12 protein-coding genes are annotated in these 16,360 nt (G+C 66.2%); 4 read left to right on the forward strand and 8 right to left on the reverse strand.

The annotated features are described in order from the left end of the window. Positions 1–21 precede the first annotated feature (21 nt). Positions 22–1,644, forward strand: coding sequence for a family 43 glycosylhydrolase (locus U1739_RS16260; protein WP_332709627.1), 1,623 nt, complete (start codon positions 22–24; stop codon positions 1,642–1,644). Here U1739_RS16260 and U1739_RS16265 read toward each other — a convergent pair. The 3 genes from U1739_RS16265 to U1739_RS16275 are packed head-to-tail and all read right to left on the reverse strand — an operon-like array spanning position 1,626 to position 5,817. Then, positions 1,626–2,444: a GDSL-type esterase/lipase family protein gene (locus U1739_RS16265; protein ID WP_332709628.1), complete on the reverse strand. Its 819-nt coding sequence runs from the start codon at positions 2,442–2,444 to the stop codon at positions 1,626–1,628. The genes U1739_RS16260 and U1739_RS16265 overlap by 19 nt on opposite strands. After that, positions 2,441–3,412, reverse strand: a complete 972-nt coding sequence (locus U1739_RS16270; protein WP_332709629.1) for an alpha/beta hydrolase — start codon at positions 3,410–3,412, stop codon at positions 2,441–2,443. The genes U1739_RS16265 and U1739_RS16270 overlap by 4 nt, the downstream gene beginning before the upstream one ends. Beyond that, a complete protein-coding gene (locus U1739_RS16275; RefSeq protein ID WP_332709630.1) occupies positions 3,409–5,817 on the reverse strand; it encodes a glycoside hydrolase family 3 protein in 2,409 nt (802 codons plus the stop codon). The genes U1739_RS16270 and U1739_RS16275 overlap by 4 nt, the downstream gene beginning before the upstream one ends. Positions 5,818–5,950: 133 nt before the next feature. On the opposite strand from U1739_RS16275, the gene U1739_RS16280 reads away from it, so the two are divergent. Then, the gene (locus tag U1739_RS16280; protein WP_332709786.1) at positions 5,951–7,027 is read left to right on the forward strand and encodes a LacI family DNA-binding transcriptional regulator; all 1,077 of its coding nucleotides are present in this window, start codon (positions 5,951–5,953) and stop codon (positions 7,025–7,027) included. A gap of 181 nt (positions 7,028–7,208) precedes the next feature. Here U1739_RS16280 and U1739_RS16285 read toward each other — a convergent pair whose 3' ends face one another. From U1739_RS16285 to U1739_RS16305, 5 genes are read right to left on the reverse strand one after another with little or no spacing between them, the layout of a single operon-like run. Next, complete coding sequence (locus U1739_RS16285) at positions 7,209–8,036, reverse strand: aldose 1-epimerase (RefSeq protein WP_332709631.1); 828 nt, start codon at positions 8,034–8,036, stop codon at positions 7,209–7,211. Next, a complete protein-coding gene (locus tag U1739_RS16290; protein WP_332709632.1) occupies positions 8,033–9,448 on the reverse strand; it encodes a sugar porter family MFS transporter in 1,416 nt (471 codons plus the stop codon). Before U1739_RS16290 ends, U1739_RS16285 begins: the two co-directional genes overlap by 4 nt. 38 nt (positions 9,449–9,486) lie before the next feature. Next, positions 9,487–10,347: an SMP-30/gluconolactonase/LRE family protein gene (locus U1739_RS16295; RefSeq protein WP_332709633.1), complete on the reverse strand. Its 861-nt coding sequence runs from the start codon at positions 10,345–10,347 to the stop codon at positions 9,487–9,489. Continuing rightward, positions 10,347–11,132, reverse strand: coding sequence for a D-xylose 1-dehydrogenase (gene xylB, locus U1739_RS16300; protein WP_332709634.1), 786 nt, complete (start codon positions 11,130–11,132; stop codon positions 10,347–10,349). The genes U1739_RS16295 and xylB overlap by 1 nt, the downstream gene beginning before the upstream one ends. Before the next feature lie 17 nt (positions 11,133–11,149). Then, positions 11,150–12,274, reverse strand: coding sequence for a fumarylacetoacetate hydrolase family protein (locus U1739_RS16305; RefSeq protein ID WP_332709635.1), 1,125 nt, complete (start codon positions 12,272–12,274; stop codon positions 11,150–11,152). Positions 12,275–12,375: 101 nt separating this feature from the next. Here U1739_RS16305 and U1739_RS16310 point away from each other — a divergent pair, with 101 nt between their 5' ends. Together U1739_RS16310 and U1739_RS16315 are read left to right on the forward strand one after the other, a co-directional pair. Continuing rightward, entirely contained in the window at positions 12,376–14,592 is a 2,217-nt protein-coding gene (locus tag U1739_RS16310; RefSeq protein ID WP_332709636.1) for a WD40/YVTN/BNR-like repeat-containing protein, read from the forward strand. 269 nt (positions 14,593–14,861) lie between these two features. Beyond that, positions 14,862–16,352, forward strand: a complete 1,491-nt coding sequence (locus tag U1739_RS16315) for a DUF5597 domain-containing protein (RefSeq protein WP_443025580.1) — start codon at positions 14,862–14,864, stop codon at positions 16,350–16,352. Positions 16,353–16,360: the final 8 nt, after the last annotated feature.

The following is a 16,360-nucleotide window of genomic DNA, read 5'->3' on the forward strand; positions in this document are numbered from 1 at the left end:
GACTTATGGACGGACATCACGATGAACACGACCCGGCGTGAAGCACTGACAATGGCGCTGGCATCGGCGGGCATGACCGTATCACCGGCGCGTGCCGACCCTCGGGAGCAAGGCGAGACCGCCGGCGCGCGCGTTGCGTCGGCCATCGTGCCCCGTCCGGGTGTCGAGGGACAGCGCCGCGCCGACCTGGGCGACGGCCGTTTCATCAATCCCGTTCTGGCCGGCGATCGGCCGGATCCCAACATCCTGAAAGACGGTGAGGATTATTACGCGACCTTCTCGTCCTTTCATTATTATCCCGGCGTCACGATCTGGCATTCGCGCGATCTGGCAAACTGGACGCCGCTCACGGCCGCGCTACGCACGCCGATCGGCGAGGTCTGGGCGCTCGACATCGCCAAGTATGACGGCCGGTACTTCATCTATATTCCCGTGCTGAGTGACGGCGATCGTCCGCTCCGGACGTATGTGATCCATGCCCCGAGCATGAAGGGGCCGTGGAGCGTGCCGATCGACATGGAGATCGATAATCATATCGATCCGGGCCACGCCGTCGGTGAAGACGGCAAACGCTACCTGTTCTTCAACGGCGGCGGCCGCGTGCGGATCAGCGACGACGGCCTGTCGGTCGCGGGGCCGGTGGAGCATGTCTATGACGGCTGGCCGATCCCGGAGGATTGGATCATCGAGGGTTTCGCGCTCGAAGGCCCCAAGGTGCTGCGCAAGGACGGCTGGTTCTACCTCTTCTCGGGGCAGGGCGGGACGGCTGGCCCGCCGACCAGCCATATGGTGGTCGTCGCCCGAGCCCGGTCAATCCACGGCCCATGGTTCAATTGCCCGCACAACCCGATCGTTCGCACCACGAACAAGGCGGAACCATGGTGGTCGCGCGGTCACGCCACCGCGGTCGAAGCGCCGGACCGGAGTTGGTGGCTGGTATATCACGGCTATGAGAACGGCTTCCGAACGCTGGGCCGCCAAATGCTGCTCGAGCCGATCGACTGGACGGCGGACGGCTGGCCGCGGGCGCGGGGCGGCGATCTGTCGCGTCCGCTGCCCAAGCCGCGCGGTGTCACCGCAGGCCGCCATGGACTGGCGCTTTCCGGCTTCTCGGCGGACATGTTCGGCACCAAGCTGGCCTTCTTCCGGCCGCAGCCCGATTATCTCGACCGCGCCCGCGTAGCGAATGGCAAGCTGAGGATTATCGGACAGGGCACCAGCCCTGCCAATGCGTCTCCCTTGTTGTTCGTTGCCGGCGATCGTTCGTACGAGATCGTCGTCGAGGTCGAGCTTGAAGGTGCCTCCGTTGCCGGGCTGACCTTGTTCTACAATGACAAGCTGTTCTGCGGTCTGGGGGTCGGGCCCGGCAGCTTGCACGCCTATCGCATCGGCCAGGAAGAACGGTGGCCGCCCGGCGCCAAGATCGACGCCTCGCGCTTGTTTCTCAGGATGCTAAATGACGAGAATGTCGTGACGTTCTTCTACAGCCGCGACGGACGACAATGGATCAAGGATCGCTCGGTAGAAGTGGCAGGGTACAATCACAATGTAGCGGACGGATTTCTGAGCCTGCGCCCCGGATTCTATGCCGCCGGAACAGGCGCGGCCACGTTCGGCAGTTTCAGCTATCGGGCGCTGGTCTGAGCGGGCGCCGTCGGCGCACGCTGGCGTAACGCCTGGGTGATCGCGGCGCTGGCAATGGGGGCCATGCAATCATAGCCCACCGATGTCGGGTGGAGCCCGTCACGGGTCAGTTCCGCCTGCAGCAAGCCGTGCGCGTCGGTCATCGCACCGGCATAATCGGCGTAGCCATAGCCGCGACGGCGCGCGAAGGCGCGCAGCGCGGTGTTAATCGTCCGCAACGTCGCCGGTGGACGGTCTTTCAGCATGTATCGCGCATTGTCTGTATAGTCGTTCACCGGCAGCAGCGACGACAGGACAATGCGGATACCGCGCGCATCAGCAATGTCGGCCATGGCGGTGATGTTGGCGAGGATCGTCTCCGGCGTCTCGATCTGCAACATGCCGCTCACATCGTTGGTGCCGGCGAGGATGATCACCGCGGTCGGCCGCAGCGCGACGACATCCGCCTCGAAGCGCACCAGCATCTGCGCGCTGACCTGCGCGCCGATGCCACGATTGACGTACGGTTTGCCCGGGAAGCTGTGCGCCAGATCCCACATGTCCGTGATGGAGTCGCCGAAAAAAACCACGCGTTGCTCGCGCGTCGTCGGTGCCGGCAACGCCGCATTGGCGGCGGCATAGATGTAGCGTTCGCCGAAATCCTGCATCAGGGATGGCACCAGCTTGGCGCGAAACGGTCCGGCCCACGGCCCCCAGTCACGTGTTTCAACGACGGTGCGGCGCTCCGGGCTGCTCCGATAAGGCGGCGCGTCCGCTGCGATCAACGCCGCGCCGATCAGCAGCAGGAGCCAGCGCTTCATCTGGCGAGCACACCGTGGCGCTGCGCAAAGCCGGTAAATAGGTCGGGCCAGGCCGAGGCGGGCACTGTCTTCGGCAGGCGTGCGCCAAAGCCGTGCCCGCCCTGGTCGAAGGCATGCAGCTCCGCCGGTCGCTTGGCGTCGAGCAATGCCTGGTACAATGCCAGGCTATTCGCGATCGGCACCAAGCCGTCATCGCTGGCATGCGACAGGAACATCGGCGGCGTATCCACCGTGACGCGTGTCTCGACTGAGGCGGCGCGCAGCAGGGCAGGGGGCTGCGTCGGTCCGAATAGCATATCGCGGCTGCCGCCATGCGTGAAGGGAGCAGCAAGGCTTACCACGGGATAGATCAAGCCAGCCAGATCGGGGCGTGCCGACAGCCGGTCGGTGGCGTCGACCGGCGCATACACCGCCTCGGCGTGCCGCGTCGCCAGGCTGCCGGCGAGATGCCCGCCGGCAGAAAAGCCCAGCACCGCGACCCGCCTCGGATCCACGCCATAAGCGGCAGCGCGGGCGCGGATCAGTCGCAACCCGCGCTGCGCATCGGCCAGCGGTACGGTGGCGCGGTTGGCCCAACCTTCGCCGGGCAGGCGGTAGCTCAGGATGAAGCATGTCACGCCGCGTGCGGTCAGCCAGCGCGCCTGTTCCTCCCCCTCATTGTCCCAGGAGAGAAAGCCGTAACCCCCACCCGGCAGCAGCATCACCGCGCTGCCGTCCGGCGTGGCCGGCCGGCGCACGTCGAGCATCGGACGATCCACGCCGGTGATCCAGCGATCGTTGAACTTGGGGTCGCTGGAGCGCTGCTCGACCTTACGCGTCGGCATGGCCGCGGGTGCGCCGGGCGCCTTGCCCGGCCACAGCGCAATGGTCTCGCTTGGCCCGGCGGGTGCGGCCTGCGTCAAAGCCGGGGTGGCGAGCGTCGCGGCGGCAAGGCCCCCGATGACCGTGCGTCGGGTGGGACCATTCATTGTGGGCACACCGCGTCGGCCGGGTCGGTCGCCAGCCGTAGATCGGCAATGGTGATGGCGAACGGCGCGCTCGCGGTCAGCGCGAATGGCTCGGTCACCGTGTCCATCGCCGCGCCTTTGTCGCGGAAGCATTTGAGCGGCACGCGCAGTACCTGCCAGCCGCTGGCCTTGGCCAGGATCGGTGCAATATCCACCTTGCCGCCGCCCAGAGACAGCATCACCGGGCCGATCGGCGGCTTTACCGTGCGATAGGTCAGCTGCAGGTTGAGATCGGCGTTCACCTCGCGCACCAGCGCCAGTTCGGGCCCGCGAATCCGCGCCGCGCCAGCCCCGGTCCAGGCCAATTGCACTGCCCCTTCCTGCGTCGTCGCGCTATCCACCGCGCTGCGCTGCACGGTCGAATCGACGGCGAGCGTGAAGGGCGCCGGCACCTTGCCGCGCGCGAAGAACAGGCTGGTATTGGCCAGGCTGGCGTCGATCCCGGCGACTTCGCTCAAGCGGGTCACCGGGGCACCCTTGGCGTAGCTCAGGCCGTAATCGAACGCGAACAGCGGGTCGTAATTGGGGCCGCCCTTGTTGAGCACGAACTGCCCGGCGGTCTTCGGCCAGCTAAAGGCCAGTTTGCCGTTGAAATCGCGCTTGCCGCCGATCAGCACGTCGGCGACGCCGGCGCCTTCTGATCCCGGGAACCACGCCGCGACGAACGCATCCGACTGGTTGAGCTCGGGATTGACCCATAATGGCCGGCCCGACAGGAATACCGAAACGGTCGGCACGCCCGCCGCCTTTAATTTGGTGAGCAAGGCCAGCGCCTGCTTGTCACCCGGCTCGAATTCCAGCGTGCGCACGTCGCCGCGCATCTCGGCATAAGGCAGTTCGCCGAACACTACGATCGCCACATCCGGCTTGGTGGTGAAGCTGCCATCGGGCGACAAGGTCGCGCTGCCGCCACCCGCCTTGGCGGCGGCCGCAATGCCGGCATAGATCGAGGTCGCCCCGGGGAAATCCTTGTTGGTGTTGCCGTCGCCCTGCCACGACAAGGTCCAGCCGCCCGATTGGCGCGCGATATCGTCGGCCGCGTCGCCCGCCACGAGGATATTGGCGCTGGGCTTCAGCGGCAGTATGCCATTGTTCTTGAGCAGCACTAGGCTCTTGGCCACCGCCTCGCGCGCGACCGCGCGGTGCGCGGCCGAGCCGATCGTGTCGCTCTTCGCTTCCCAGGGGCGCGCCATATCGAACAGGCCGAGCTTCATCTTCACGCGCAGGATGCGGCGCACTGCGTCGTCGATCCGCGCCGCGGGAATCGTTCCCGCCTTGGCGGCGGCGAGCGTGCTGTCGTACAGGCCTTTCCAGCTGTCCGGCGCCATCGCCATGTCCAGCCCGGCATTGAACGTCGCCGGGCAATCGGTGTTGCTGCAACCGGGGATCTGGCCGTGGCCATTCCAGTCGCCGACGATGAACCCGTCAAAGCCCATCCGGCCCTTGAGCACATCCGTCAGCAGGCTTTTGTTGCCGTGCATCTTCACGCCGTTCCAACTCGAAAAGCTGGCCATGATCGTCATCGCGCCGGCCTTCACCGCGCCGGGATAGCCCGCGTCGTGGATCTTGATCAGGGTCGCTTCGTCGACCTGCGCATCGCCCTGGTCGATCCCGTCCTTCGTCCCGCCATCGCCCAGGAAATGCTTGGCCGAGGCGGCGACCTGGCCGCGCTGGATGCCCCAAGCGCCGGGTTTGCCCTGCAGCCCGTCGATCATCGCGCCGGCATAGGAGGCGACGATCGCAGGGTCCTCCGAATAGCCTTCATAGGCGCGGCCCCAGCGATCGTCCTGCGGCACGGCCAGCGTCGGTCCGAAGGCCCAGTCTATCCCCGCAGCAGCGGTCTCCTCGGCGGTCACTGCGCCGATGCGCCGGATCAATGCGGGGTCCCGCGTCGCGCCGAGCGCGCTATTGTGCGGGAAGATCGTCGCGCCGATCACATTGTTGTTGCCGTGCACCGCATCGACGCCGAACATCAGCGGGATCGAGACATGGCCGGGGCGCTGTTCGAGCGCGACCGCGTTGAACGCCCGCGACGTCGCGATCCAGGGGCCGGCGGGCGAGCGATCCGGGCTGCCGATCGGCGGCGAACTGCCGCCGGCGAGGATCGATCCGAGAGGATAGCGGCGCAGGTCTTCCGGCGTGATCGCGCCGATATCGGCCTGGATCATCTGGCCGACCTTTTCCTCGAGCGAGAGGCGCGCGAGCAAGGCAGTGATCTTCTTTTCGGTCGCGGCGTCGATCAGCTGCGGGCTTTTTGCTTGCGGCCAGCGCGTTGGATTGGCAACGCCCGGGAGCTCCTGCGCGGTTGCCGTCAGCGCGGTGCTGCACAATACCGTGGCCAGCAATAATCGGTGAATACGTCCCATAGCGCTCTCCCAAACTCTTTTGCCGCAGCATAACCGATCGATATGCTAGCGCTACCACAATTCGTTTGGGATGGTATTTGCACATCTCTGATGCGCTGCGCTAACGGTCGGTGATGAAGCGTTCATGGTCATGATGCCCCGCAAGCCTCGCGCCGGTTCCGGCCGTCAGAATGGCGCGCCGACGATCGCCGACGTCGCCGCGCTAGCCGGCGTATCGACCATGACCGTGAGCCGCGTGATTAACGCCGAAAGCAATGTGCGCGCTTCCACGCGCGACACGGTCAATGCGGCGATCGTCCAGCTCAACTACGCGCCCAATCGCGCCGCGCGCAGCCTGGCAGGGGCATCCCAGCTCAGGCTCGGGTTGCTCTATTCCAATCCCAGTGCCGCCTATCTCAGCGAATTCCTCGTCGGCAGCCTCGATCAGGCGGGGCGCTCGGACATCCAGCTGGTGGTCGAGAAATGCGAACTTGGCGATCATGAGCGGCGCGTCGTCGAGCGCATGATCAACAGCGGCATCGACGGCGTGATCCTGCCGCCGCCGCTATGCGATTCCCGCAGCGTGCTCGACGTGCTGATCGCAGCGCGCGTGCCCACCGTGGTTGTGGCGACCGGCTGTCCGCCAGCCGAATGTGCGGCGATTTCGATCGACGATCGCGGCGCGGCGCAGGAAATGACCCGCCATTTGATCGAGCTCGGTCACGCACGGATCGGATTCATCACCGGCAACCCCAATCTTACCGCCAGCGCGCAGCGGCTCGAGGGATATCGCGCTGCGTTGGACGGGGCGGGGATGCCGTTCGACCCACACCTCGTCGCCGATGGCTTGTTTACGTACCATTCGGGGCTGGACGCGGCGGACGAACTGCTCGAGCGCGATAATCCGCCCTCGGCCATCTTTGCCAGCAATGACGACATGGCCGCGGCGACCGTCGCGGTGGCGCACCGCCGCGGGCTCGACGTGCCTGGCGACCTCACCGTCTGCGGGTTCGACGATAGCGCGCTGGCGACGACTATCTGGCCCGAACTGACCACGATCCACCAGCCGATCGCCGATATGTCGCGCGCCGCGGTCGAGCTGCTGACCAGCATGTTGCGCGCCAAGCGCGACGGCGGCGAGGTGCGGCACGTGACGCTGGATTACACACTGATCCGGCGGCAGTCGGATGCGGCACCGAGAAAGCGCCCATCGGCGCGGGGCAAGAAATAGCCTCAGATCTGCCGCAGATTTTGTGGACAAGCCTGCGACGACCATGTCCTTTCCGTTCTTCCGCGAAAGCGGGAGCTCAAGGTTGCGGGCGGCGGTGCTGTAATCCTGGTTCCCGCTTGCGCGGGGGAACTGCGATTTGCTTGAGCGGTACAGGCGCCGACCACCCAGTGAGGGCGTTCGCTTAGCCCCGGATCGTCATCGCGATCTCGCGTCGCTCGCCCGGCGCAAGTTTCGCCGCCGCCCCCCGATTGACCGCGTCGGGCATCGCCGTGACCGGTTCGAGGCAAAAAAAGTCTTGGCTCGGCGGCAGGTAGAAATGCAGCAGCGGCGTCCCCGTGCCGGCGAGCGTTATCGCGCCATCGTCGTGCGTGATCGTCGCATGGCCGCCCCAGCCAGTGTAGCAATGATCGATCAACGCGGCGCGCGCGAGCGGCGCCCCGCGCGACCAATCGCCCAACGTATCGGGCGCGGCCAATTGGGTCGGCAGCATCGCCCCATCGGCCTGCCATACGCCGGTGGCGACGAAGGCCAGTGTCGCGACCCCGGCGCGCGCGAAATAGGGGTGGAAGCCGAGACTATAGGGCATGACGTCGTCGCCAGTATTCTCCAGTGTCAGCGTGACGCTCAGCCCGCTGGGATCAAGCGCGATGCACTGCGTGGCGGCATAGCGCCAGGGCCAGGCGTCGTCGGGCGCGTGGGCGTGGGCCAAGGTCGCGCTCGTTGCGTCCGACGCGGTGACGGACCAGGCCGACAGCCAGCCGACGCCGTGCAGGGGATGCGCCTGGCCCGGATAGTTGAGCGGCACGACGTGGCGCTCACTTTCGAACGAAAACGCGCCATTGGCGATACGGTTGGCATACGGCACCAACGGAAAGCTTGCGAGCGACAGCGGATCGCGCGCGCCGACTGGGCTCGGGCGCAGCACATCCACCCCGCGCCGGGTGAGCGACGCGATCGCGCCGCCCGTCGGCTCCAGCGTCGCCGCCCAGTCGCCCGCGGCGATCCTCACCCTTCCATATCCTCGAGTTCGCGACCGCGCGTTTCGTTGACCATCGCCTTGACGAAGAAGAACGACACCGCTGCCGCCAACGCATAGCCGACATAGGTCACTGCCAGGCCGGGCGAGACGGCAAGCGAGGGGAAGCTTACCGAGATTGCGGCATTGGCGATCCACTGCGCGAAGCCCGCCACGGCCAGCGCCGAGCCGCGGATCTGGGTCGGGAACATCTCGCCGAGCATCACCCACATCACCGGGCCCCAACTGACGTTGAAGAAGATCACGTACAGATTGGCGGCGACCAGGGCGATCAGCCCGTTGTTACCCGGCAGCGACACGGCGCCGGCGGCGTCGGTCACCGCGGTGGAAAAGGCCCAGGCGACCACGGCGAGCGTTACCGCCATGCCGGCCGAACCGATCAGCAGCAGCGGCTTGCGGCCGATCTTGTCGATCAATGCGATCGCCAGCAGGCAGGCGCCGATCGATAGCACCCCCGACAGGATGTTGGTCTGCAGCGCGTAATCCTCGGTAAAGCCGACCGCTTCCCACAAGGTGGCGCCGTAATAGAACACCACGTTGATGCCGACGAGCTGCTGGAACACGGCAAGGCCGATGCCGACCCATAGGATCGGGCGGATCTTGCGCGTCTTCTTGTCGATCAGATCGGACAATTTGGGGCGATGATGATCGGCCGCCAGGCTGGCGCGGATCTGCGCCACCTTGCGCTCCGCTTCCGCCGCCCCGAACAGGCGGCTGAGCACCTCCGCCGCCTCGGCATCACGCCCCTTGACGACTAGATAGCGCGGGCTTTCGGGAATGAAGAACAAGGCGACAAAGTAGATAGCCGCAGGAATAACCTGCAACCAGAACATCCAGCGCCACGCTTCATAGCCGCCCCACAGGATCGCGGTGGAGCCGCCGGCATAGCGCGCCAGCACGAAGTTGGCGACGAACGCGCCGGTCAGCCCCGTGATGATCATCACCTGCTGGATGCTCGACAGACGCCCACGCACATTTGCTGGGGTCACCTCGGAAATATACACGGGCGAGGTAACGCTGGCTGCGCCAACGCCGAACCCGCCGATGATCCGGGCGAGGATGAAGATTGCCGAGGATTCCGCCGCACCCGCCAGCAGCGCTGAAAAGATAAACAGGGCCGCAGCAACCATCATCGTGTTGCGGCGCCCGATCAGATCGGACAGCCGCCCTGCGCCAAACGCGCCGATCGACGACCCGACCAGGATCGCGCCGACATTCACGCCGATGCCGAGTCGCCCGAGATCGAACGCCGCTTCCAGCCCCTTCTGCGTGCCGTTGATCACGCCGGAATCGTAACCGAACATGAAGCCGCCAATCGTCGCCACCGCGACGACAAGCATGACGAGCGAGCGGTTGATCTCGCTATGGCCTTGGGGGTGGTCCACTCGGGTATCCTCTTTGTTTCCGGCGCCTCTGTGTGCGCTCAGCTGTTGGCGGGGGGTATCGGTATTCCTGCGATGGTCACGGGGAAGGTGAACACGTCGCCAGCAAAAGGTTGTGCGAGAAGCGCTTCGGCCGACAGACCTTGCCGCGCCGTGGTGACATAGGCCGTGCGGTGGTCCGGGCCGCCGAGCGCGATCTTGGTGACATTGGCGACGGGCAAACGCACCTCGCCGGTCTGCAGCCCGGTCGCGTCATAGCGTCGCGCCGCCCAACCGCCGTAGAACGCCACCCAAACGCCGCCCTCCGCATCGCAGATCGCCCCGTCGGGATGGCCTTCGTCGCCGGTAAAGGCGAGGAATGGGGCGGCGGCGCCGACGCTGCCATCAGCTTCGATCGCGTGCACGGTAATGGTCCGCGCCAGCGTGTCGACGTGGTACAAGCGCTTGCCGTCGGGCGCGATGGCCGGGCCATTGGCGATGCACACCGGATCGATCGCGGTGATGGTAACCGTGCCGGCATCGAGCATGAACACGCGGCCGCTGGCTGCCGTCTCGTCATTATCCATCGTGCCAAAGAAGATGCGCCCCGAGGCATCGACCGCGGCGTCGTTCAGGCGATTGGCCGGCAGGTGCGCGTCGATCTCGGCGATTTGGGCGAACGCGCCGCTCTCGGGCGAAAAGCGATGCGGGCCGGATTGCAGCCCCGCGATCAGGTCGCCGTGCATCGACGGTATGACCCAGCCGACGAATTCCGGCGCATCCCAATGATCGAGCGCTCCCGTTTCCGGCGTGTGGCGATAGACGCGCCGGCTCTTGATGTCGACGAACCACAAAGCGTCGCCGATCCAGATCGGGCCTTCGCCCAGTTCGGCGCCGATCGACAGCAGATGCGCGGCCTGCATCAACGCCATCCGGCATCGACGAAATAGTCGTGCGCGGTGCACATGCGGGCATCATCCGACGCCAGGAACAGCGCCAAGGCAGCGACGTCGGACGGCTGGATGCGGCCGTCGAGGCATTGCGCGGCGACGATCTCGGCTTCGCCCTCGGGCGTATACCAGCGTTCCTGGCGCGGCGTCTGGACGTTGCCGGGGACGATCGTATTTACGCGAATATTGCTCCTACCGAGATCCCTGGCAAGCGCGCGTGTGAGCCCTTCAATGGCCGCCTTGGAGGTCTGGTAGAGCACCAGATCGGGCAAGGCGAGATGCCAGCTGATCGATCCGAAATTGATGATCGCGCCGCCACCGGCCTGCTTCATCGCCGGGATGACGGCCTTGGCGGCGAAGAACTGGTGACGCAGGTTGACGTTGAGCCTGTCTTCCCACACCGCCGGGGTGACATCGTCGATCGTATGGCGATCGTCATTGGCGGCATTGTTGATCAAGATGTCCACGCCCCCCAGCGCGATCTCAAAGGCTTGCATCGCTGCGGCGACCTGATCGAGATCGGTAAGATCGCAGTGACGATAAAGCGGCGCATGGCGCGCGTCGGCGGCGAGTCGTAGGGCCAGCGCCTCGCCCTCGTCATTGGCGATGTCGACAAATCCGACGCGCGCGCCCTGCGCGACGAACGCCTCGACCAAACCGGCGCCGATCCCGGACGCGCCGCCGGTGATGATCACGCTCTTATTCTGCAGGCTGGGATAGCGTGCCCGCGTCTCGCTCGTACTGGTCTGCTGTAACATCAAGATCTCCGACGGCGTCACGCCGTGAGCAGCCCGCGGGCCGCAAGGTTGCGCATCAACGCGCCGATGCCGACGCGCCAGGCGGGCGCATCACGCGACGTGGTGACGGTATTGACGAGGGTGCCGAGCCGGGCGCTGGTGATGGTCACCACGTCGCCGGGCTTGTGCGCGAAGCCACGACCCGGTTCATCGCGATCCTGGGTCGGCGCGAACAGCGTGCCGCAGAACAGCACGAAGCCGTCGGGATAGTGATGCTCGCTCATCGCCTGCGCCAGCAGATCCTCCGGATCGCGACTGATCTCCCGCATCGTGCTTGCCCCGTTGAGGGTATAGCCGTCAGTCCCGGCGATGGTCAGCGCCACGTCGGCAGCGCGCACATCGTCCATTGTGAATTGGGCATCGAACAGGCGGATTAGCGGCCCGATCGAGCAGGACGCGTTATTATCCTTGGCCTTGCCCAGCAACAGCGCCGAGCGGCCTTCGAAATCGCGCAGATTGACGTCGTTGCCGAGCGTCGCGCCGACCGCGCGACCGCACGAATCCGCAACCAGCACGATCTCCGGCTCAGGATTGTTCCAGGTCGAATCCGATCGCACGCCGATCTCGGCGTTGAGCCCGACCGTCGAGAGCACGGGCGATTTGGTGAAGATTTCCGCATCCGGCCCGATCGCCACTTCGAGATATTGTGACCACAGCCCGTCGGCGATGAGTACATCCTTGAGCGTGGCGGCTTCCGCCGAACCCGGCACGACGGCGCGGATATTGCCGCCCAGCGCTTCCTCGATCCGATCCCGCACTTCGACGGCACGATGATGATCGCCGCGCGCGCGCTCCTCGATCACGCGCTCCAGCGCGGAGACGGCAAAGGTGACGCCGGCGGCCTTTACGCAGTGCAAGTCGATCGGGCTGAGCAACGATGCTGTATCAATCGAGTCCAGATCGCCAATCGCGGTGCCACCGTCGAACGCACCCATCTCGATCAAGGCGGAAACCGTCGGCGCGACGCCCGACATGTCGAATGCCGTGCCGTCGCGAATCACGATCGGCGTGGGCCCGTCTCCGCTGTCTATCCGACCTACGAAGCAGCCACTACGCCAGTCGCCCGGCACCGCCTTGAGCAGCGGCAAATGTTCTTGCGACACGTGTTCCCCTCCGTTGTGTTAGCGGTATCGTCTATGCCATAGGGCGTCGTCAAGGGACGTATCGGCGGTCGCGCCGAACGCTATGGAGAGGATCGCGCTGGATGGGGACGGGTCGATTCGAGAGCTGGATCCTCGGGGTTGCGCTGGTCTGCGTCGCCACGCCGGTCGTGGCGCGTCCCGATCTGCCGGCCGATCTATCGGCGCGCTATCGTTGGAGCAACGTGAAGGTCGGCGCCGGCGGCTATGCGCCAAACATCGTGTTCAGCCCGGTCGAGCGCGATCTTGCCTATCTGCGCACCGACATGGGCGGCGCCTATCGGTGGGACGCCAAAACCGCCCGCTGGCTTCCGCTGCAGGACGACAATGCCACCTCCAGCTATATGGGTACCGAGAGTGTCGCCGCCGATCCGCGTGATGCCAACGTCGTGTACCTCGCGGCCGGGATGGGCGCCCGTCAGCCCGCTGCGATCCTGCGATCCGCGAACCGTGGCCGAGAGTGGCGAATCACCCCGGTGCCCTTCGCAATGGGCGGCAATGAAGCCGGGCGGGGGCTGGGCGAGCGGTTGGCGATCGATCCGAACCGGACGTCCACCTTATTCTTTGGGTCGCGCCACGATGGCTTGTGGCGCAGCGACGATGCCGGCGCGCGCTGGGCCAAGGTGACCAACTTCCCGGTCGTCGGCCTGGGCGCGCCCGCCCGTCGCACGTCGCATGGCGGCGTGTCGTTCGTGGTGGTCGATCCGACCGGCGGCAAGACGGGGCAGGCGTCGCGCCGGATCTGGGCCGGCGTCGCCGATCCGGGCCAGGTGCATCTCTACCGATCCGACGACGCTGGGCGGAGCTGGGCGGCGATGCCGGGGCCGGCGCTGTTCGCCGTCAAGGGCGTGATCGACGCGGCGGGCAACCTGTATGTCGGCTATGCCAGCGGCATCGGGCCGAGCGATGCGACGACCGGGGCGGTGTGGCGTTACGGCGTGGATGGCAGCGCGCGCGACGTCACGCCGCGGGCGTATCGCGAGAGCGGCAGCGTCGGTGGGTTCCTCGGCGTCGCGGTGGCGCGCGGCATCGTCGCGGTATCGACGATCGACCGCTACAAGATCGGTGATACGGTGTGGGTTTCGCGTGATCAGGGCCTGCGCTGGGACGATATCGGCAAGCGCAGCCGCCGCGACATTTCGGCGACGCCGTTCCTGCTGCACGAAGGCGACGGGGCGGATTTCGGCCACTGGATTTCGGGATTGGCGATCGATCCGTTCGATCCGCGGCATATCGTCTATACGACCGGCGCGACGGTCTATGCCACGCGCGGATTGGCGACGAGCGGGCCGATCCGCTGGGTGCCCTGGGCCGAGGGGATCGAGCAGACCGCGATCATCACGCTCGTCTCGCCGACCGGCGGCGCACATCTCGTGTCCGGCTTCGGCGATCTCGCCGGGTTCGTGCACGACGATCTGGCGCGCTCGCCGCAGCCCAGCTTTGCGAACCCGTATCTGTCAAACACCAACACGCTGGATTATGCTGGCCGCGCGCCGAACGTGCTGGTGCGCAGCGGCAGCCTGTATCTCGAACGGGCGCGCGACGCGACGTTGGGCTGGTCGGGCGACGGCGGGCGCAACTGGCAGCCGCTCAAGGTGCCGCCGATGGGGACGCCGGCACGGCGCGAAGATCTGATCGGCGAGGCGGCGATCACCGTGTCCGCCGATGGCGCGACTTTCGTGGTGGCAACGCTCGAACCCCGCGTGACGCGGGATCGGGGCACGACGTGGGAGCGTCCCAACGGGCTGCCCGCGGCGACGCGCGCCGTGGCCGATAAGGTGACGCCAGGTGTTTTCTACGCCGTCGATGCGGCGGGCGGCAGGTTGCTGTTGTCGCGTGATGATGCGCGCAGCTTCACGCCGCTTGCCGGGCGGGGCCTGCCGAGCGATCTGTCCGCCGCGCGACCGGCCAACCGCGAAGCGCAATCGGCCTTGGTCGCCTCGCCGCTGGCGGCGGGTGAGTTATGGCTGCAGCTTGGCCGCGCGCTGTACCGCAGCACCGATGGCGGCGCGCAGTTCACGCGCGTCGATGGCGGGCTGGCGATCGAATTGTTCGGCTTGGGCAAGGATGCGGTGTTCGCGATCGGCACCCAGAACGGCACGCGCGGCGTGTGGCGCTCGCGCGATCTGGGGCGGCATTGGGCGCGGATCGATGACGATTCGCATCGCTGGGGCGGGCGCTACCGCGTGATTTCGGGCGACCCGCGCCTTGCTGGCCGGGTCTATGTCGGCACGGACGGACGCGGCATATTCTACGGCGATCCGGTGGGAGAGAAAAAGTGACGTCAGAAAAAATGCCGTTCCCCGGCGATGGCCGGGGCCCAGTCGCGCAGGTTGCGGTAACCGGGCGCAGCGTGCGTAGCTCATGTGCTCTGCAGCTGGGCCCCGGCCTTCGCCGGGGAAAGTTTAAGGGGAAAACTGGGGGGAAGTGGTCGGCGCTGATCGCCGCCGCTCTGCTCGCTGCTCTCCCCACCGTCGCGCTGGCCCAACAGGCCACCCCAATTCCCAAGATCGTCAGCAAAAATGGCCGCCACGCGCTAATTGTGGACGGCGTGCCGTTCACGATGCTGGGCGGGCAGGTCAACAATTCGAGCAATTATCCGGAAGCACTCAAGACGGCTTGGGACGTGCTTGATCGCGTCCACGCCAACACGGTCGAAGTGCCGATCGCCTGGCAGCAGGTCGAACCGGTCGAAGGAAAGTTCGATCTGTCGTTCCTGCAGGAACTGCTCGATCAGGCGCGCGCGCATAACAAGCGCGTGGTTTTGCTCTGGTTCGGCACATGGAAGAACACCTCCTTCGCCTATACGCCGGATTGGGTGAAGCTCGACAACCGCCGCTTCCCGCGCATGAAGACGCGCGACGGCAAGGATCACGGCGTGCTCAGCGCGCATGGCGTGGCGACCCTGGCGGCGGACACGCGCGCGTTCGTCAAAGTGATGGAATATCTGCGCGATCACGATGCGCAGAATACGGTGATCCTGGTCCAGCCGCAGAACGAGACTGGTAGCTATCGCAATCCACGCGATTATTCGCCTGCCGCCGACGCATTGTTCGCGCGCGCCATTCCGGCCGCGCTGGCCAAGGCGACTGGTAAGAGCGGCACCTGGGCGCAGGCGTTCGGCGCGCAGGCCGATCGCGCGTTCAATTCCTGGTATGTCGCCTCCTTTGTCGATGCGATCGCCGCGGCGGGGAAGGTGATCAAGCCCTTGCCGATGTACGTCAACGCGTCGCTTGCCGGCCCCTCCAACGTGCCGGATCCGGACGGCGTGGCGAGCGGCGGGCCGCAGCAGGACGTGCTCGATATCTGGAAGGCGGCGGCTCCCCATGTCGATTTCGCCGCGCCCGATATCTATGATCGGGCGAGCGCCAACGTGGTGCAATATCTCGACAAATATGCCAGGCCCGACAATGCGCTGATGGTGCCGGAGATCGGCAATGCGCGCGAATTCCACCGCTTCTTCTATGCCGCGCTCGGGCGCGGCGCGATCGGCTATGCGCCGTTCGGTTTGGATGCTAGCGGCTATTTCAATTATCCGCTCGGCGCCGGGGATTTGAGCGAGGCGACGCTCGCCCCGTTAGCCTTGCCCTATGCCGCGGTCGGATCGATCATGCGCGATTGGGCGCGGATCGCGTTCGAACGACCGACCTGGGGCGCGGCCAAGCCGGATGACGGCACGGCACAGCGCACCACGATGGGCGCCTGGACGATCTCGGCGTCGTGGGGCGAATGGCAGTTCGGGATGAAGGACTGGACCTGGCTCAAGTCGGAACCCGCGCCCTGGGGCAAGGAGCCGATCGGCGGGGTCGCGGTGGCCCAATTGTCGGCGGACGAATTTCTCGTCGTCGGCGATCATGTGCGGCTGAATTTCGGTACGGCCGACTTCACGCCGAACGGCCTGGTGGTGCGCGTCGAGGAAGGCACGTTCCGCAAGGGGGCGTGGGTCGCGTCCCGCGTGTGGAACGGCGACCAGACAGATTACGGCATCAACCTGCTCGATAAGCCGCAGGTGTTGAAAATCACGATGGGGCGCTACCGCTAAGCGGTGCG

This window comes from Parasphingomonas puruogangriensis (assembly GCF_036663635.1).
Classification (GTDB): Bacteria; Pseudomonadota; Alphaproteobacteria; order Sphingomonadales; family Sphingomonadaceae; genus Sphingomonas.